The organism is Streptomyces sp. NBC_01546, from assembly GCF_045208355.1.
Classification (GTDB): Bacteria; Actinomycetota; Actinomycetes; order Streptomycetales; family Streptomycetaceae; genus Streptomyces.
Map to the genome: position 1 here is coordinate 266,237 of NZ_CP109380.1, position 16,410 is coordinate 282,646.

The 16,410-nt window shown below is 68.8% G+C and carries 19 protein-coding genes; 8 read left to right on the forward strand and 11 right to left on the reverse strand.

Translation table 11 applies throughout. The features are described 5' to 3' along the window. Positions 1–13 precede the first annotated feature (13 nt). Positions 14–1,279 carry a hypothetical protein gene (locus OHA89_RS39875; RefSeq protein WP_331761792.1) on the forward strand — a complete coding sequence of 422 codons (1,266 nt, stop codon included), beginning with the start codon at positions 14–16 and terminating at the stop codon, positions 1,277–1,279. 24 nt (positions 1,280–1,303) lie between these two features. Here OHA89_RS39875 and OHA89_RS39880 read toward each other — a convergent pair whose 3' ends face one another. The 4 genes from OHA89_RS39880 to OHA89_RS39895 form a co-directional block, all read right to left on the reverse strand. After that, positions 1,304–1,969, reverse strand: coding sequence for a nucleotidyl transferase AbiEii/AbiGii toxin family protein (locus tag OHA89_RS39880; RefSeq protein ID WP_331761794.1), 666 nt, complete (start codon positions 1,967–1,969; stop codon positions 1,304–1,306). Continuing rightward, positions 1,966–2,331 (reverse strand): hypothetical protein, encoded by a 366-nt coding sequence (locus OHA89_RS39885; RefSeq protein WP_257559793.1) that lies wholly within the window; start codon positions 2,329–2,331, stop codon positions 1,966–1,968. Before OHA89_RS39885 ends, OHA89_RS39880 begins: the two co-directional genes overlap by 4 nt. A 191-nt stretch (positions 2,332–2,522) precedes the next feature. Next, positions 2,523–3,098: an ester cyclase gene (locus OHA89_RS39890; protein WP_266616120.1), complete on the reverse strand. Its 576-nt coding sequence runs from the start codon at positions 3,096–3,098 to the stop codon at positions 2,523–2,525. Positions 3,099–3,172: 74 nt separating this feature from the next. Continuing rightward, positions 3,173–4,204 (reverse strand): medium chain dehydrogenase/reductase family protein, encoded by a 1,032-nt coding sequence (locus OHA89_RS39895; RefSeq protein WP_331762029.1) that lies wholly within the window; start codon positions 4,202–4,204, stop codon positions 3,173–3,175. 165 nt (positions 4,205–4,369) lie between these two features. Between OHA89_RS39895 and OHA89_RS39900 the strand changes: the two genes are divergently transcribed. Continuing rightward, a complete protein-coding gene (locus OHA89_RS39900) occupies positions 4,370–5,038 on the forward strand; it encodes a TetR/AcrR family transcriptional regulator (RefSeq protein WP_266616122.1) in 669 nt (222 codons plus the stop codon). Positions 5,039–5,487: 449 nt separating this feature from the next. Further along, positions 5,488–6,645, forward strand: a complete 1,158-nt coding sequence (locus OHA89_RS39905; protein ID WP_406368879.1) for an alpha/beta fold hydrolase — start codon at positions 5,488–5,490, stop codon at positions 6,643–6,645. Positions 6,646–6,801: 156 nt separating this feature from the next. Here the strand turns inward: OHA89_RS39905 and OHA89_RS39910 are convergent, their stop codons facing one another. Together OHA89_RS39910 and OHA89_RS39915 are read right to left on the reverse strand one after the other, a co-directional pair. Continuing rightward, entirely contained in the window at positions 6,802–8,061 is a 1,260-nt protein-coding gene (locus OHA89_RS39910; protein WP_331761799.1) for an MFS transporter, read from the reverse strand. 50 nt (positions 8,062–8,111) lie between these two features. Next, a complete protein-coding gene (locus OHA89_RS39915; protein ID WP_331761800.1) occupies positions 8,112–8,870 on the reverse strand; it encodes a GntR family transcriptional regulator in 759 nt (252 codons plus the stop codon). A 512-nt stretch (positions 8,871–9,382) separates the two neighbouring features. Here OHA89_RS39915 and OHA89_RS39920 point away from each other — a divergent pair. Continuing rightward, complete coding sequence (locus tag OHA89_RS39920; RefSeq protein ID WP_331761803.1) at positions 9,383–10,348, forward strand: hypothetical protein; 966 nt, start codon at positions 9,383–9,385, stop codon at positions 10,346–10,348. 62 nt (positions 10,349–10,410) lie between these two features. Beyond that, positions 10,411–11,181, forward strand: a complete 771-nt coding sequence (locus tag OHA89_RS39925; protein ID WP_331761805.1) for a transposase — start codon at positions 10,411–10,413, stop codon at positions 11,179–11,181. Here OHA89_RS39925 and OHA89_RS39930 read toward each other — a convergent pair. Then, positions 11,111–11,611 carry a DUF6191 domain-containing protein gene (locus OHA89_RS39930; RefSeq protein ID WP_406368882.1) on the reverse strand — a complete coding sequence of 167 codons (501 nt, stop codon included), beginning with the start codon at positions 11,609–11,611 and terminating at the stop codon, positions 11,111–11,113. The two genes, OHA89_RS39925 and OHA89_RS39930, sit on opposite strands and share 71 nt — an antisense overlap. Positions 11,612–11,743: 132 nt before the next feature. On the opposite strand from OHA89_RS39930, the gene OHA89_RS39935 reads away from it, so the two are divergent. Continuing rightward, positions 11,744–12,370: a hypothetical protein gene (locus OHA89_RS39935; protein ID WP_331761807.1), complete on the forward strand. Its 627-nt coding sequence runs from the start codon at positions 11,744–11,746 to the stop codon at positions 12,368–12,370. Positions 12,371–12,701: 331 nt separating this feature from the next. Here the strand turns inward: OHA89_RS39935 and OHA89_RS39940 are convergent, their stop codons facing one another. Beyond that, the gene (locus OHA89_RS39940) at positions 12,702–12,962 is read right to left on the reverse strand and encodes a hypothetical protein (RefSeq protein ID WP_331761809.1); all 261 of its coding nucleotides are present in this window, start codon (positions 12,960–12,962) and stop codon (positions 12,702–12,704) included. A 119-nt stretch (positions 12,963–13,081) separates the two neighbouring features. After that, complete coding sequence (locus tag OHA89_RS39945) at positions 13,082–13,756, reverse strand: hypothetical protein (RefSeq protein WP_331761811.1); 675 nt, start codon at positions 13,754–13,756, stop codon at positions 13,082–13,084. Between the two features lie 65 nt (positions 13,757–13,821). Between OHA89_RS39945 and OHA89_RS39950 the strand changes: the two genes are divergently transcribed. Then, positions 13,822–14,136 (forward strand): hypothetical protein, encoded by a 315-nt coding sequence (locus OHA89_RS39950; protein WP_406368885.1) that lies wholly within the window; start codon positions 13,822–13,824, stop codon positions 14,134–14,136. A 41-nt stretch (positions 14,137–14,177) separates the two neighbouring features. Then, positions 14,178–14,759, forward strand: a complete 582-nt coding sequence (locus OHA89_RS39955; protein ID WP_331761815.1) for a hypothetical protein — start codon at positions 14,178–14,180, stop codon at positions 14,757–14,759. Here OHA89_RS39955 and OHA89_RS39960 read toward each other — a convergent pair. Together OHA89_RS39960 and OHA89_RS39965 are read right to left on the reverse strand one after the other, a co-directional pair. Beyond that, positions 14,665–15,135 (reverse strand): hypothetical protein, encoded by a 471-nt coding sequence (locus OHA89_RS39960; protein ID WP_406368973.1) that lies wholly within the window; start codon positions 15,133–15,135, stop codon positions 14,665–14,667. The genes OHA89_RS39955 and OHA89_RS39960 overlap by 95 nt on opposite strands. Positions 15,136–15,142: 7 nt before the next feature. After that, positions 15,143–16,288 carry an RNA-guided endonuclease InsQ/TnpB family protein gene (locus tag OHA89_RS39965; RefSeq protein ID WP_406368887.1) on the reverse strand — a complete coding sequence of 382 codons (1,146 nt, stop codon included), beginning with the start codon at positions 16,286–16,288 and terminating at the stop codon, positions 15,143–15,145. Positions 16,289–16,410: the final 122 nt, after the last annotated feature.

The window sequence follows — 16,410 nt, forward strand, 5'->3', positions numbered from 1 at the left end:
GTACCGTCTGTTCATGCGCAGCATCGGGCTGGAACAGCAGCGGGGCCATGTGCTCCTCATAGCGGGGGACATCGCCGTGAGGCGCCGAGGTGTCCAGGTGGCGCCGAGCGCCAACTTGGCCGCGATGGGCGTCGTGCCGGTGTCAGCGGTGCTGAACAGCGATGTCGCCTGTGACACGACGTACCTGGACGGGGCACGGGATCCGAACACGGTGCTGACGCGCCTGCGGGCGGCGGCGGCAACGCCGGGTCCGCTGCTGGTCTACCTCACGGGCCGGCTGACGGCCGACCGGCGGGGCAGCCGCATGCATCTGGCGCTCGCGGGGACGACGGCCGCCACGGTGCGCTACACGGCGCTGCCCTGGGAGTGGCTGGGCGCGGAGCTGCGTGACCGTCCGCCCGGGCTGACCACGGTGCTGCTCGATCTCGTGGCGGACAAGGCGGCGTGGCCGCTGCTCCAGGAGTACGGCAGCCTGCCCGCCTCCCCGTCCGCGGAGGTGTACGGCGTCGTCTGCCCGCCCGGATGGAACGGCCTGGGCCCGGTCGTGAGCAGCTACACCCGGGCCTGGATCGACCAGCTCCGGGCCAGCCCCACCCGGCCCACCAACCTGCAGCTGCATGCCCTCGCGGTGGGCGCCGCCACCCTGCCGCCCGGCGTCCTGGTCCTTCCCGGCGCCCGCGAGCTCAGCGGCGTAACGACCACGCCCGGAGCGGCTTCAGGCGTGTCCGCGCGGTCGGCGCCTGGGCACGGCAGCCCCGGCGCCGAACCGACCCAACCCGTCCCCCTTCCGGGTGATGAACTCCAGCGCGGACAGCCGCAGCCGCAGCACACCCCACCCACCGCCCCGATCGACGATCCGCGACCGCACATCCACGCCCTGGCCACCGCAGGCCGGCACTCCGAGGCAGCGATGCTCGCGCAGGCGTGGGAGCAGTACATCCATCAGACGCACGGTTCCTCGTCGACCGAGGCGCTGCACTGGGTGGAGATCCGGGCCGACCTCGCCCGGATGGCGGGCGACTTCCGGCTCGCGACCCAGCTGTGGTCCAGCGCGGCCCGCACCCGTCTGGGCTGCCACGCCCCGGACGCCGCCGAGGTGCATGCCGCAGCCGCCGGCGCGCTCTACTGCTGGACCCAGCTCAAGGACCCGGACGCGGCCCTCGACACGGGGCCCGACCTCATCCGCCTCCTGCGCGTACTGCCGGCCCTCGATCCCCGGCACCTGCAGCTCGCCCAGCACCGCCTGGAGTTCCTGCACCGCGCACCGAGCCGGCACTGAACGCCGTGCCACGCATCCGGGACGTCAGGCCTCGTCGCCGTCGTCGTGCAGGCGCCGGTCGAGGTCGCTCACCCACCGCTGGGCCCAGGCGCGCAGCTCCGCCGTAGCGTCCTCGGTGAGGCCGTAGGCGGCGAACTCCTCGTCATCGGCCCAGTCCGCGCCGGAGAGGCGGTCGCGGAGGTCGTGGAGACGGAACTCGTCGCGGCCATGTCGCCTGCCGAGGCGCTCCAGCTCGTTGGTGGTGCGGTGGCGTGAGGCCGCGTGTACGTCGATGAGGTCGCGTACGGCGCCGCGGTCGGCCAGGGCGCGGACCTTGGTGCCGATGACGGAGTCGAAGGCGAGGACCGGCCCGTACTCGGTCTGGGCGGGGGGCGTCCAGAAGTGTTCCTTGAGGATGTCCACCTCGCACTCCTCGCCGGTGTCGGGGTCGGCGGCCATCAGGCGGGCCGACAGCGCGTCCACGTCGATCACGCGGACCTGCCAGCCCCGTGCGGCCAGGCCCTGCTCCAGGCTCGTGACGATCTCCGCCATCGGAGCCGGGTTCTCGGTGGCGACGTCGAGGTCCTGGCTGAGCCGCTCGACGAGGCCGTGGGCCTGGACGGCGTACCCACCCGTGATCACTAGTGGGTACGGGGCGCCGATGTCGAGAACGGCGGCCAGCAGCCGCTGGTGCAGGTCGCTCAGCTTCACGCCGCGGCGGACCTCGCGCTCGCGAGCTCGGGGAACGCTTCCTCCCAGACCTGCCGCACATGCCTGCTGACCAGGGTGCGCAGGATCGGCCACTGGGCCAGGAGGAGGTCGCGGTTCAGCAGGGTCACGAGGTCTTCGTGCTGCCCTTCTGCCAGGACGGTGCGGTACAGGCCCATGCGAAGGCGCGGGCGGTCCAGGTCGTAGGCCCGCAGTCCGGACCAGGCCACGTGCAGCGGCAGCTCGACCACGCCGTTCCGCGGACCTGCGAGTTTCTCCAGCGAGGCGGGCAGCCGGCCCGCGTACCGGGCGTGCAGTACCTCGGCGGCCGAAGGCGCCGCGCTGCTGGAGGAGAGCGTGACCATGGACCCGATTATCCCGCGTCCCGCCCGTCCCCGGTACCGCAGACGCGGCACACCGCCCCGTCGGCTACACCACGAGTCCCGCCTGTGGCTTATCCGGCCTACGCGAGGCACAGTTGCCGAGTTCCTCGCGCTCGGTGCGGCGCCTTGAGGACTTGAGGAGGAGGGCGGCGGCTCGGGGTCCGGTGCGTGGTTCAGAGTGCCTGGAGCTGGGTGAGCAGTTGCAGGGTGTCGGAGTTGAGCCAGTACTCGACGAACTTGCCGTCTCGCATGCGGAGGGTGTCGGTGCCGGTGAAGGTGACCCGGGTCCCGGGCTCGGCCCTGGCGCCGGGGAAGCCGCCGGCGTAGGTGCCGGTGGCCGTCCAGCGGACGGACGCGTAGCGGCCGTCGACCAGCGGGTCGACCTGCAGGGTGAAGCGCAGGTCAGGGAAGGCCGCGCGGGTCTGGCCGATCCAGGCGACCAGGCCGTCGACGCCTCTGATGGAGCTGCCGTCTCCGCCGTCCAGGAGTGCGGCGTGGACCCGGAAGTCGGGAGAGATGATGCCCGGCGCCCGGGCGGAATCGCCGTTCCAGAGGTCGAGCCATGCGTCGAGCATCGCCTTCGGCTTCTTCGCACCCTCGCGGTGGTCTTGGGCGGCGACCGTCCGATCGGCCGCGGTGGTCGGCGAGGTGTGCGCGACGGCACTCGTGGACGTGAGGGCCAGGGCGGCGATCGCGGCGGGGATGAGCAGCCGTGCGCGGTAGCGAAGGGTGGTGTGGGTGGCGGTCATGGCATTGCCTCGCGTTTCCGGTAGGGGGAGGGGGAAGGAAGGGAGCGTGCGAGCAGTGGCGACGGGCGGGTGCGCTACGGGTTCAGCACGACCTTTCCGGCGACGGTGCCGGACTCGGCGAGCCGCATGGCGTCGGCGATGCGGGCGAGGGGGAGCTCGGCGGCGATCTGGGCAGTGATGTCGCCGCGCTTGAGGGCCGCGAAGACCTGGGTGAGGTCGGCGCTCAACCGGGTCCGGAACCGGTTCTTGGCGTAGGCGCGGCCGGCCCAGACGTTGAAGAAATAGGCGCGGCGGCGGTTGGGCAGCGTGTTCCACAGCCACACCCGGCCGAGCAGCTTCAGTACAGGCCACGAACCCGAGCCCTCGTCGTCCCGGGTGGAGGCGCTGCCGTACGAGACGAGCGTGCCGCCGGGTGCGAGCAGGTGCCACGAGTCGACCGCGCTTCGGCCGCCGACGTGGTCGAAGACGGCGTCCACGCCGCCGGGGGCGAGCTCGCGGACGCGCTGGGGGACGTCTTCGGTGCGGTAGTCGACGGGGATCACGCCCTTGGCCCGCAGAGCGGCGTGGTGGCGGGCGGAGGCGGTGCCGATCACCTTCGCGCCGGCGGCGAGGGCGAGCTGGACGAGGACCGTGCCGACGCCGCCGTTGGCGCCGTGCACCAGGACGGTCTGGCCGGCCTTGACGTGGGCCTTGCGGTGCAGCATCTGCCAGGCGGTGATCCCGTTGACCACCACGGTCTCCGCCTCGGCCGCGCCGACCCCCTCGGGCACCGGTACGACATCGGCGGCGTCGACGAGGACGTGGCTGGCCCAGCCGCCGACCTTGACCAGCGCGGCCACCCGCATGCCGGCCAGGCCGGGCTCGACGCCGTCGCCCGTCGTCACGATCGTGCCGACCACGTCGTAGCCGGGCACGAAGGGGAACGCCGGCTGGTCGTAGTAGCGGCCGCGCCGCATCTGCTGCTCGGCGAAGGAGACGCCGGTGGCCTCCATCCGGATCACGACCTGGCCCGTGCCCGGGACGGGGACGGCTCCGTGCCGGATCTCCAGGCCCTCGGGCTCGACCTTGCCCGGCAGGACGATCTCGACGAGTTCCTCGGTGTTCATGTTCATGGCGACCTCCGGTGCGGGTGCGATCTGTGTTCGTTAGCGGGTTTCTCGTTCGTTAGAAGTTGTAACTCTTTTCGCAGGGTGCCGTCAAGAGGATCCGTGATAGGTTCTAACTAAATCTTGAACATCTATCCCAATGAGTGTTGAGGAGGGTGGCAGGCCATGGCGGAGACCGGCACGACGACCCCGCGTGAGCGCTACCGCGTCCAGGTGCGCGCGGAGGTCAAGGAACGGGCGTGGGAGCAGATCGCCACGGCAGGGGCGACCGCGCTCTCCCTCAACGCGATCGCCAAGCAGATGGGCATGAGCGGGCCCGCGCTCTACCGGTACTTCGCCAGCCGCGATGACCTGATCACCGAGCTGATCAGGGACGCGTACCGCAGCCTGGCCGATACCTTCCGCGCGGCCGCCGGGTCCGGTGACGAATCCGGTGCCGGCGCCGACCTGGCCGCACTGGCGCACGCCCTGCGCGGCTGGGCACTGGAGGACCCGCAGCGGTACTTCCTCGTCTACGGCACCCCCGTCCCCGGCTACCAGGCACCCGACGACGTCACCGCGATCGCCTCCGAGATCATGGCGACCCTGCTCGATGCCTGCGCCGCACTGCCCTCGGACGGTCCCGCCGCGCCCTTCGCCACGCACCTCGAAGGCCACCGGCAGTGGGCGCAGGGGCATCCGGCCCCAGCCTCCACCCTCCACCGGGCCCTGATCTTCTGGACCCGGCTACACGGTGTCCTCTCGCTGGAACTCGCGGGCCACTTCACCGGAATGGGCTTCGACCCCGCCCAGCTGTTCGCGGCCGAACTGGAGGACCTGCAGTCGGCGCACTGACCCCGACGCCCCCGACCCGGGACGACGGCCCTGCGTCCGGGACCTGCCCGGCCGGCCACCGCTTACGGCGGCCGTGATCGGGAAAGTTTGCCGGGTCGCGGCGTCCGGTGTGGTGCATCGCAAGACGGAGTGCCACGGCTCGTACTGGGCGTACTTCCGTTGCCCGACAAGGCGGCGAGGCGCCGTGCCGGGCGTCGCGACCCGGTGAACCTTTCCGGTCACAGCACTCGATCCAGCAGGAACGCCCGGCGGAGACCGACACCCTCCTGCTGGTCTGGCCGGGCCAACCTGCCTGCCTGAGGCCCCCGTAACCGGAAGGGCTTCGCCCGCCTGCCCCAGGGGTAAGGGGAGCGAACACCGTTGCGACGGGGGCTGCGGCGCGGAGGACGGGGTGACGGGGTGCGGAAACGGACAGGGGTGCGGGCGTCGGCGGGGCCGCGGGGCACGGGATGACAGCTCCAGGACCGGGACCCACCACGGGCATGGTGACCCGGGTGCGTGCGGCCCTGGCCGGGGTCGGGGGCACGCTGGGGATCCTGATCGGGATCTACGCCGATGAGGCCCGCGCCGTGCTCGCCTGGGTCGGGGCGCATGCCGTCGCGCCGGCCGGTTCCGCGCTCCTCGCCGCGGGCGCCGGTTTCGGCCTCGGGTGGTGGGGCGGCAGCAGGGCGGGTTCGGGCGGTCGGGAAGCGGGGCCGGTGGTGGTCGAGGGTTCCTTCGAGATCAGTGCCGACGACTTCGACGTGGACCTGCCGGCGGACCACATGGTCTTTGGGCGCCGACTGCGCTACCTGGAGCGGGCCACGACTTCGCGTGACCTGGTGGTCCTGCTGCACGGTCTGGCCACGGACGCCTCGGAGTTCCGCCCGTACATGGCCTCGGCCCGGCCGCACACCGTCGCGTTGACGGCGTTCGGTCACCATCCGGAGGAGGCGCGGGACGCGCGCTACCGGCCAATCGGCCTGGCCACGCACACCGAGTTGATCGCGGGCGCCATCAGGGCCCTCGCCCGGCGCCACCCCGGCAAGCGGCTCGTGCTCGTGGGGTTCTCATACGGGGCCGACACGGTGCTGCGCCTCGCCGAGCGGTGGGCGGAGCGTCCGGAGCAGCGGCCCGCGCTCGCGGGGGTGTTGCTGTTGGATCCGAACATGAACCGGTCCACTCTCCCCGTCACCCGGGCCCTGGCCGGGTTGGACCTGTCCGATCCGGCGGCGGCGTTGCGCGGGATCGTGGCGGGGACCCGGGACCTGGACGCCTTCGCGAACTTCTGCGATTACCTGCACCGGATCGTCGGGAAGGACCTAGCGCAGGTGTGCCGGCACGCGGGCGAGGTGTGGGAGGACGCGGAGGAGGTGGGATCCTACGAGCGGTTCGTGCGCCGGTGCGAGCGGCTGCGGTCGGTGTGCGGGGGCCCGGTGCGGATCCATTTCTCCACGCGCTTCGAGACGCATTTCAACGATCTGGTCGCGCACGCGCGGCGGCATGGCCTGCGGGGGATGTTCGACCTGCGGCGGACCGATCACTTCGCGTTGTGCGCAGAGCCCACGCTGCGGCCCCAGGTAGAGGCGCTGGTGGCGGGTTCTCCAGCCCCCGCTCCCGAGGGGTAACCAGCACAACGACCAACCCGGCCTTTGGCGGGAGGCCGACGTCAGCCGAGCCACCATGAATCGCGCCACCGATGCGCCTGCCGATTGAGACGACTGCATCGGCCAGAGCCCTACAGGTCATACGTACGCACTTGTTTGTCAGCCATCTGCGACGCCTCAACGCGCGAACTCGGGGGGCCTCTCCGTTGGCAACGTGCGCATTGTGCGAAGCGGTGACAGGAAGTTGGGAAGGACACTCAGCGTCATACCGGCTGCGCCAATCCACAAAGTGCCTGTTGCCCCGAACACAGAGCCCGAGACTCCACTCAAAAGCCCACCGAGAGGAATGCCACCCCAGGAAACAAATCGAGCTGTTGCGCTCATCCGACCCAGAAGCCGATCCGGCGTCAGGGCCTGTTGGAAGCTTGACTGAGCCACCACGCGGACGACTCCCCCCAGTGACAGAGCCGCGAGCCCGATCGCAGCCACATACACGCTCCAACCCGTTCGCGCTAACGGCATGAGCACGGTCAACGGGCAGGTAACCAGAGACGCGAGCCAGATGACCGGACCTTGCCCGACTCGCTTGGAGACCCTGGTGGCCACCAGTGCGCCCAGCAAGGCACCACAACCCATTCCCGACAGAATGAGGCCGATACCAAAGGACTGGAGTCCTATCTCTCGCTCCAAAAAGACCAGCAACATGGTCTGATACATGACCAGGAAGAGGTTGAATATCGCATCCGCTAGCATGATCGCACGGAGAGTGGGGTACTTGATGGCGAACTTCAGCCCCTCCTTGATCTCTCGGGCCAATTGAGGGTGTTCACTCACCTCAGGCTTCTTTTCGCGTTTCCGGATGGTGATCGCGAGCAGTCCCGACATAGCCATCCCGGCCGAACTCGCCAAAAGCGTTGCAGGAGCTCCAACCAGGCCGACCAGCGGTCCCGCCACCGTCGGCCCGCTGATACTGGTCACCGAGCGTATGGCCGACAGTTTTGAGTTTCCTTCCACGAGATTGCTGCGTCCCACCAAATGCGGGAGATAGCTGACGTATGCAACATCGAAGAAGACAGTCAGGACTCCGTGAATCAAGGCGACTGCATAGAGCCACCAGATGGTGAGAAGGCCCGCCCACCACGCCACCGGAACCGCCAAGAGGAACAGCGCGCGGGCAAGATCAGTACTGATCATCACCGATTGCTTCCGCATGCGGTCCACCCACGCGCCTGCCGGCAACCCGACCAGGAGCGATCCTGCCGAAATCATCGCAGTCAGTAAGCCCACCTGGAACTCGTCGGCATGCAATGCCGCGATGGCAACCAGAGGCAAGGCCAGAAAGATGACGCGGTCGCCCAACTGGCCGAGCGCAGTGGCAGCAAACAATCGCCCGAAGTCCCGATTAGCTAAGAGGCCAAGTCGGGAGGATTTTTGCATGGAATACCCTACTGTCGAATTTTCGATGTCTCTCTAAATGGCTTCAACGACTACAGTCGGCCGACTCCGAACTCGTAGACCACTTCCCGGCGCACGTCCGGAATGACCATGTCGGCCGTTTCCACCGGACGTCCGTCCGTGTCGAAGATGGTCCGCTCGATCTGCAGCACGAGGTCCCCCACGCTGATCCCCAGAAGGTTCGCCTGAACCTGGGTGGCACGAGCCGGGCGCGGCACCTCGACCACAGTCGAGATGACCACGCCAATGGAGCGCATGCGCTCGACCACCCCCTTTCCCGCCAGGGGTCCCATCTCGGGCAGCACAATTGGCGTTCCGTCCGTGATAGCCATCGGCTCCCAGGATTCGGAAAGCTGGACAGGTTGCCCGCCGGCGAGGAACTCGTAATGCGTATTGACACAGAGGTCCCCGGGGCTGATGGCGAGCCGCTCGGCGATTGGCTCGGGTGCGGGGACGCGCACCTGACTGTGTGAATCCCAGGCGTCGGCCCTGCCCCGCTCCCTCCTGTCCTGCCAGGGAGGGGAGCCCTCCCGGCGTTCGCGGTGCCGCGAGCGGACCAGCCGCAGGCGCTCTCGCGGCATGCGGACGTAGGTGCCCGAGCCGGCGCGTCCTTCGAGGAGACCGTCGATGATCAAACGGTCCATGGCCCTCTGCATGACGTTGCGTCCGACCCCGTACTCCACGGCGAGCCGTGCCCGGGACGGCAGGCGCTCCCCGATCTCCCACTCTCCCGCGAAAATCCGTGCGCGCAGCACGTCGGCTACTGCGAGGTACGGCGCCACTCGGGGCATGGATGATCCTCCGGTTGTCCTGCTCTGCGGCAGCTGGTCATTCCCAGGGGGCGTTGGCAAGTTACTGCACCAGGAAAAAGCTGCTGGAGTAGAAATACACACCGAGCTCAGGCGCCTACGGAAGCGGTCGGCAAGCAGACCAACTCGACCTGCTGATCGGCTGTCGGCCGCCAAGGCGTGGACCCGGCGTGCTGGTGCGGGGGAAACAGTCCGGCAGGACGCCCAGCTTCTGCTGGCCTAAGAGCTGTCCCGTAACTGATGGTTAGGGCGAGGTGGCTGAGTGCCTCTCGAGTTGGCGAGTCGTGCGCTCGGTCCCTTCACGTGGCGACGTTGCACTCCTCGTGGGGCTCGCGCACCGCACTGTGCGGGAGGACTCGCCGTGGTGGTCCTTCGGTACTCAGTTGCCACCCGCCCGCCTCCCCCGGGTGGGGGAGGCGGATACGTCCGGCGGGGGACGTGGCCGGGCCGGTAAGGCCGGAGGCTGGGATTCCTGCTGATGGAAGGGAGTTCGGGTGGATCGCTGGGATCGGGTCGGGCGGAACGCGGCGTACGGGGCGGCTCTGGAGCTGTCGCCGTACTTGCTGATTAAAGTCTCGTGGGTGGTCGGCTCTCTCGTGGGGGTGCTGCCGATCGGCAATGGGTTCGGCTTGGCGGAGTGGGTGGTGCTCAACACCGTCACGGTCGGTATGGCGGTGATCGGGATTGCTCTGGCGCTCGCGCTGGTTCGGCCGTGGGGGATGCGGATACCGGGGCCGCTGGTCGCCTTCTGTTCCTGGGTGGGGTCGGGGTTCCTCGTCTCGGTGCTGCCTTTCGGTCTGTTCAGTGCGCTCCTGAATGTGGGCGGTGACTCGCAGGGCGGCGGCGGTGACGACCCGGCCATGCCAGTCTGGGAGGGCGTACTGGTCGAGTTCAGCTTCGTGGGGATGGGGCTGGGGCTGGCTCTCGCCGTCCCGGCGTATCTGCGGCGCCGCTGGCCGGATGCGTTCATCGGATGCGTCGGTGACGGGCCGCGTACGGTGCCGCCGTGGGCGGCTTTCGTCGGTGCCGTAGTCGGTCTGGTCTGGCTCTACTGGGCGGCCGGAGGCACTCTGGGAATCGCCCACCCGGCCCAGCGGAACACCGACTGGCACGTGCTGGCCGCTGTATGGGGGTTCTGGGCACTCGCCGGATCCGCTGGCATCTGGACGGTCGCCCAGGCGCGTCCTGCCGGGTTGCCGCGCTGGCTCCCGCTGACATTCGGGTGGGTCGGATCAGGCTCACTGTTCGCATGGAGCGCCTGGAAGCTGCCCCTCATGCTGTATGTGGCGCTGGCGGATCCGGCCGAAGTCACGCCGCCGGAGAGTCTCACCGTCGCGGTGGTGCTGCATCTCTGCGCTGTGGTGGCAGGCGCGGCGATGATGCGGACACTGGTCCGCACGCGTATCCGCGTCGCCGAGTCCCATGCCTTGCGCGAGGTTGCCATTCGGCTCGAGGGCTGAGTGCCTCAGACGGGCGAAGGCCGCCTCCTGAAGCGCCCAATCGAGGGTGAGATGATCTCGTGGTGGCTGGTGTGATCACGGCGTCGGAGCCGTCTTGGATAGCCCCGTTCACCGGGTTGAGCCCGCGCCTGTTCGGCAGGCTGGTGACCGCGCTGCGGCGGAAGGGTGCTGATGTGGTCCGCAAGGGCCGGCCGTGGAGCCTTCCGCTGGAGGATCGGGCACTGCTGGTTACGGCTTACTGGCGCACGAACTTGACGATGCGCCAGCTCGCCCCGCTGTTCGGAGTGTCCAAGTCGGCAGCGGACCGCATCATCGACCACCTCGGGCCGATGCTCGCGCTCCAGCCCCGCAAGCGGTTCACCAAGGACACCGTGCTCATCGTGGACGGCACCCTGGTGCCCACCCGCGACCATACGGTCGCCGCGCAGTCGAAGAACTACCGGTACTCCACCAACCACCAGGTTGTCATCGACGCCGACACCCGGCTCGTCGTCGTGGTCGGCCGGCCCCTCGCCGGAAACCGCAACGACTGCAAGGCGTGGGAGGAATCCGGCGCCAAGGCCGCCGTCGGCAAGACCATGACGATCGCCGACGGCGGCTACCCGGGCACCGGACTCGTCATGCCCCACCGCCGCCGCCGCCAGGGCGAAGAACTTCCCGACTGGAAGCAGGCGCACAACACGTCCCACACGCAGGTCCGCGCCCGCGTCGAGCACGTCTTCGCCCGAATGAAGACCTGGAAGATCCTGCGCGACTGCCGCCTCAAGGAAGACGGCGTCCATGACGCCATGCGCGGCATCGCCCGCCTGCACAACCTCGCCCTAGCCGGATAGGCGAGCAGGTCGCACACCGCACGTCCGCCTCCGCACCCGCTAAAGGATCATTTACGGGACAGCTCTTAGCGGATGCACGGGGCTGGAGGAAACCGAGAACTTCCTGGCAGTCGTGCACGGGCGCATGGTGATGTAACGAACCGTTACGGCGCGTCGTCCCTGCTCGTGGCGCTCTGCACGGGGCGGATAACCGCCTTGCCGGAGTCGAGGTCAACAGAGCTGGGGGCGCACCGGATTCAGCGTCGTCCCGGAGGACAAGTTGGCGTTCCCGCTCCTGTTGCACGTGTCGCCGTGACGGATGGAAGAGCTCGGCCCACGCCTCAGCAGTGGATGCTCCGCCATCGCCATGCCTGCGCCGCCGCCAGCCGGCCAACGCAAAGAGGATCCGTACTGGCAGCCTCAGTACCGGAAGGTCGATGTCCCGTCTCACCGAACTTTGACGAGTCTCATCAGAGTTTGACCGCCTGGCTCTTGAGGCTGCGATCCGAGAATCCCCTCGCGCGAGGTGGCGGATCTATAGGATCGACCTCCATTGATGATCTTGAAGTGGAGGAGCTGAACGATGCCTGCCATATCCAGCCCACCGCGCCTCAACACGGCGCTCGACCAGGCCCTGGGTCCATACCTGCCCTACGAGACGGACCTGGTCTTCGAGCTGCCGGACCCGGCGACGCTGATCCGCCCAACGGTAAGCATGGCCCTGGTCGAGACCTCTTTAACCGCCGACCCCCAAGCCCGCCCGGAGCAGCGGTCTGCCTATATCGGGGCGCTGGACTACGTGATCACGTACTGGAGGCCTGTCGCGGAACGGGACCGCGGATCGTTCCTCGACGGGTCTGTGCTGGTTCCGTTGTTGAACGGCCTGCTGCGCGCCCAGCCGCTCCAGGGCATCGCCAACTCGACCACCCGGGTCCTGTCCTCCGAGGACCTATCCCAACGAGCCTCCCGCCTCCTCCAGGAGGCCGGCGTCGACTCCGTCGCTCCCTGCCTGCGGGTGCGGATCACGGCACCGATAGATCAGCTGGGGCTGGCCGAGGAACAAGACGTCTCCGGCAAGGTCTCTGAACGGCTGCACACCATGGGCCTGGCGCTGAACGCCACGGACAGGCAGCGCGCTGCGGAGTACCTCCAAGAACACCCCGACGCCACCGGAGAGCAGCTCATCGGCTTCCTGACCTCCGACTCGTAGAAGCCAGCCTTCCCGGCACCAAGCTGACCTCCCGGGATAGCCACGGCCACCGTTCCCCTCCCTGCTGCCAGATGCCCGGTGGCTGACTCGACGAGCACCCTACGGTTGCCGACCAAGTGCAGTCAGCTCAATCCCAGGCGGTCAAACTCCGATGAGACTCGTCAAAGTTCGGTGAGACGGGACAGAAACGCAAAAAAGCCCTGTCCCCAGCTGTGCCGGGGACAGGGCTTCGGTGGTGGAGAGCTGTGAGGTCAGTGCGCCCACGTCGCGGGCACCGGCCCGTGGTCGGGGTTGGGTATGGCGGCGGCTGTCGCCTGGGCGGCCGGGTGCCTCATGACGGTGATCGGGATGGCGCCGGGCTCGGTGGGCGGGGCGTAGACCAGGCGGTGTGGACGGCGCGCGGGATGCGGGGGATGAGCTCTGCCGGGTCGTCGCCGGGGTAGAGGTGCAGGCTTCGCCAGCCGTGGACGCGCTCCATGTAGGCGGCTGCGGCCTTGATGACGGCGGCCCACAGCTGGTGTCCGAGGGCCACGAAGGCGGCCGGGAAGACGCTCTCGTCGTCGGCCGGCCCTCCGATGCCGCTGATGTGCACGCCGCCGTGGGCGAGGAAGCCGTATGCCTTTGCGTCCTCGCCGGGGGTCCAGATCTATTCGGCGGGGTGTGTCGTGCCGTCGGCGGCCTCGGTGGTCTCGATCTCGTACAGGGCCGTGGTCACGCGCCCACCCCCGCGACGGCGGCGGCCAGGAGCACGGCGACGTCGACCTCGTACGGGTCGCTGTAGTTCTCGTGGTCGCTGACGTCGAACGGCGCGCCCTTAGCGGTGACCGTGAACCCGGGGACGACGGTGGCCGCCCTGCCCTCCAGTTCGGTGTTGAAGCGGTCGGCATCGCGGGAGGCGAGCCAGGTCTGGGTATAGGGGCCGAGGCGGAGCAGGATGTAGCCGGTGCCGTCGGGCTTCCGGGCTTCGACGTGGACGCCGTAGTGCGGGGGGGCCATGCCGACGTCGTCGGGAAGGTCCAGGCCCGCTGCGGCGTGGGTGAGCATCGCGTAGGCCGGGTTCCAGACGCCGAGGATCGCGGCCGTCTGGCGGCGGAGCCAGCCCTTGCTGGTGTAGCGGTGGGCGTAGGCCGCGGCGTGCGGGGTGTCGGGGTGGACCAGGGCGACAGCGATCAGGTCGGGGCCGTAGTCGTCGCCCGGGCGCGTGTGCGCGCGCTCGACGAACGGGCCGACCCGTACGGCGACGTCCTGAGCCCGGCCCGGTGTCCAGGGCTCCGGGTCCCGCACAGCGGCGAGCATCGCGCGGAAAGCGTCGACGGCGGCCTGGTCCTCGGGGGAGAGGGCGGTGCCGGGGGCGTTGCCGCAACGGCGGAACATGCGACGGATCATCGGGCGGTCTCCTTCTCGGGGTTGGCAGTGCGGGGGCTGGCGGGCGCCTTGAGGACGCGCGGCAGGTGGACGTACAGGTGCTCGACTTCGACCTCGCGGCCGCGGTCGCGGAGTGCTCGGGCCAGGAGTTCGGTAAGACCGCTGGCACTTTTCCGGACTACGACGACCAGGACGACGTCGGTATCGGCCTGCCGGCCAGGTTCAGTGCGGGCCAGGGCGATGATCCACGCCGCTCGATCGCGACGTCGGTGGCGGATTGCCATAGCTCGGGCTGCTTGAGCGCGCGGCAAGCAGCGCGGCAGTCTGGTCGCCAGGTTGGTGATGGACGGTCCCGTAGTCGCAGCGCCTCCAGCTACAGCTCTGCAGACCGATTTATCTAAAACAAGGACACAGTCTTTGATGCGCCAGAAAGATAAGGCCTATGAACGGCGATGTGGCTGTGGGCTTGATCGGTCTGGGCGGCGCTTTGCTAGGCGCAGCCGGTGCCGTGGTAGGCGGATGGGTTCAGCAGTGGCAGCTGGCCAAGAACGCTGCTAGCGAGCGCCGGGAGCAACGGGCACTCGCGGCGGGAGACGAGGCTCTTCTGCAACTCGTACACCTGGTACGAGAGTTGCAGATGGCTCAGATGACTCGCAGTGCGGGATCTGATACGGACCACGTAGGAGATCTGATCAGACGATTCGGCCGCGACGCCGAGACGGCGCTGCTCCGTCTGCCTGGAGCTGCCGACCTCCGGGAGCGCATGGCCGCCATCTTCATCTGCCTCAACGCATATGAAGGACCTCCCTGCACCAACGGACTCCTTGATCTCATCTGCACGGAGGGGGCAGCCGAGGACCAGAGAGGAAGAGAGTTCCAGTGGGCTTTGTTCTGGGCCGACCGCGGAGTGGAAGTTCTGGGCGCCTTCCTCAGAGGCGAGAAACTCCCAACGCCGGACAGCGCCGAACACACAGCGTCCTTGGGAACGCTAGTACCCAATGGTTCGCTGGCGGAAGCCAGCTAGCGTTGTGGAACATCCACCGACTGAGCCAGGGATGCGTCCGCCCAGCATGTTCCCCAGTAGTCCGGTCAATGGCACGGTGCCTACCTCCTGCACAGCCGATGGCGATGTGGCTGGGGCCGGCGGGGAGGCCGGCGTAGTTGGCGAGGTTGGCGAGCAGCTCGCGGGCGCCGGGGGTGTTCAGGACGACGTCCTGGACGCGGGGGTGGAAGCCGTCGAGGTCGAGGATGTCGGGGGCGGCGGCCGGGTCGTGGAGCCGGTCACGGACGTCTTCGATCCGGTTGGCGGCGGGCGAGACGGGGGAGCTGCTGTCCGGGCCGGTGGGCAGGTGCAGGTAGCCGAACGAGTTGACATCCTCCCGGCCATGAAGGACCGGGATTCCCTTTTCAGGTGGCTTGGCCGGTCGCCCGGCTGCTGGGTTCCTGCTTCACGGACCGGCCGGTGCCGAGGTCTCCACAGGCTGAGACGGCCTGTCCGGCCGTCTTGATGTTCTTCGCCGCGTTCACGTCTGCGTGATCGGTGTTGCCGCATCCGGGGTTCTTGCACACGAAGACGGCTTGGCTCTCGCGGTTGCCTTCGGTGACGAACCCGCAGGCGTGGCAGCGCTGCGAGGTGTACGCGGGGTTGACCTTGACCAGTGTCGTGGCTGTGTACCGGGCGGCGCTGGTGAGGGCGAGTTCGAGGCGGTGCCATCCCTTGTCCAGGATTGCCCGGTTCAGGCCGCGCTTCTGCGCAACGTTACGGCCAGGCTCGGCCACAGTGCTGGCGGCTGAGGCGGACATGTTCTTCGTCTTGAGGTCTTCGAGGACGACCAGGGCATTCCTCTGTACCAGGCGCACGGCCGTCTTCGCGCAGAAGTCGCCGCGCCGGTCGGTGACGCGGCACATGATCCGCCCCATGGCCAGGACTGTCTTGCGGCGGTTGACGCTGCCCTTCTCCTGCCGAGCCGAACGCTGCTGAAGTCGCCGGTACCGGGCCGTCTCGCCGGGTGTGATGAAATCCCGGTCGAAGAACTCGCAGTCCGAGGTGACGGCAGCGGTCTTCACGCCCCGATCGATCCCTACAGCCGTTCCCGGCATGGCGTGCCGGTCGGGGGTGGCGGTCCGGTCGTCCACGAGGAACGAAACGAACCACCGCCCGGCCTTGCGGGACACGGTCGCCGAGCGGATCTCTGCGCCCAGAGGCCGGGACCAGCGGAAGCGGACCCACCCCAGCTTCGGGAGTTTCGCCCGCCCCCACTTTCGGCCCAGCGGGCACTGCTCACGCACGGCTCTCGCCGGGCCGTCCTGCCGAAGTGCGCCGCCTGCTCCAGCACGAAAAAGCTGACCAGTCTGCGGGACGACGGCAAGCGCATCTGCCAATCCTGCGACCACAAGTCCCGTGCTGCATCCCTGAGCTGTGTCGAGTGCTCCCGGCCGGCTCGCGTCTATCGCCGCACCCGCACCGGCGAAGCGATCTGCCGCAACTGTTGGCGGCTGCCCGACGGCGACCCGGTCGTCCTGATTACTGCGGCCGTCACCTCCGTCGCCCAAGACGCCGACCCTGCAGCCGTCCGCCGGGTCGTGGAGTCCATCGCCCCGGTCGGCAACGTCTACGTGATGTTCCGCCTCCTCTGGGAGATCGAGGACACACCGGGCTTGCTGACCGGCGAGGG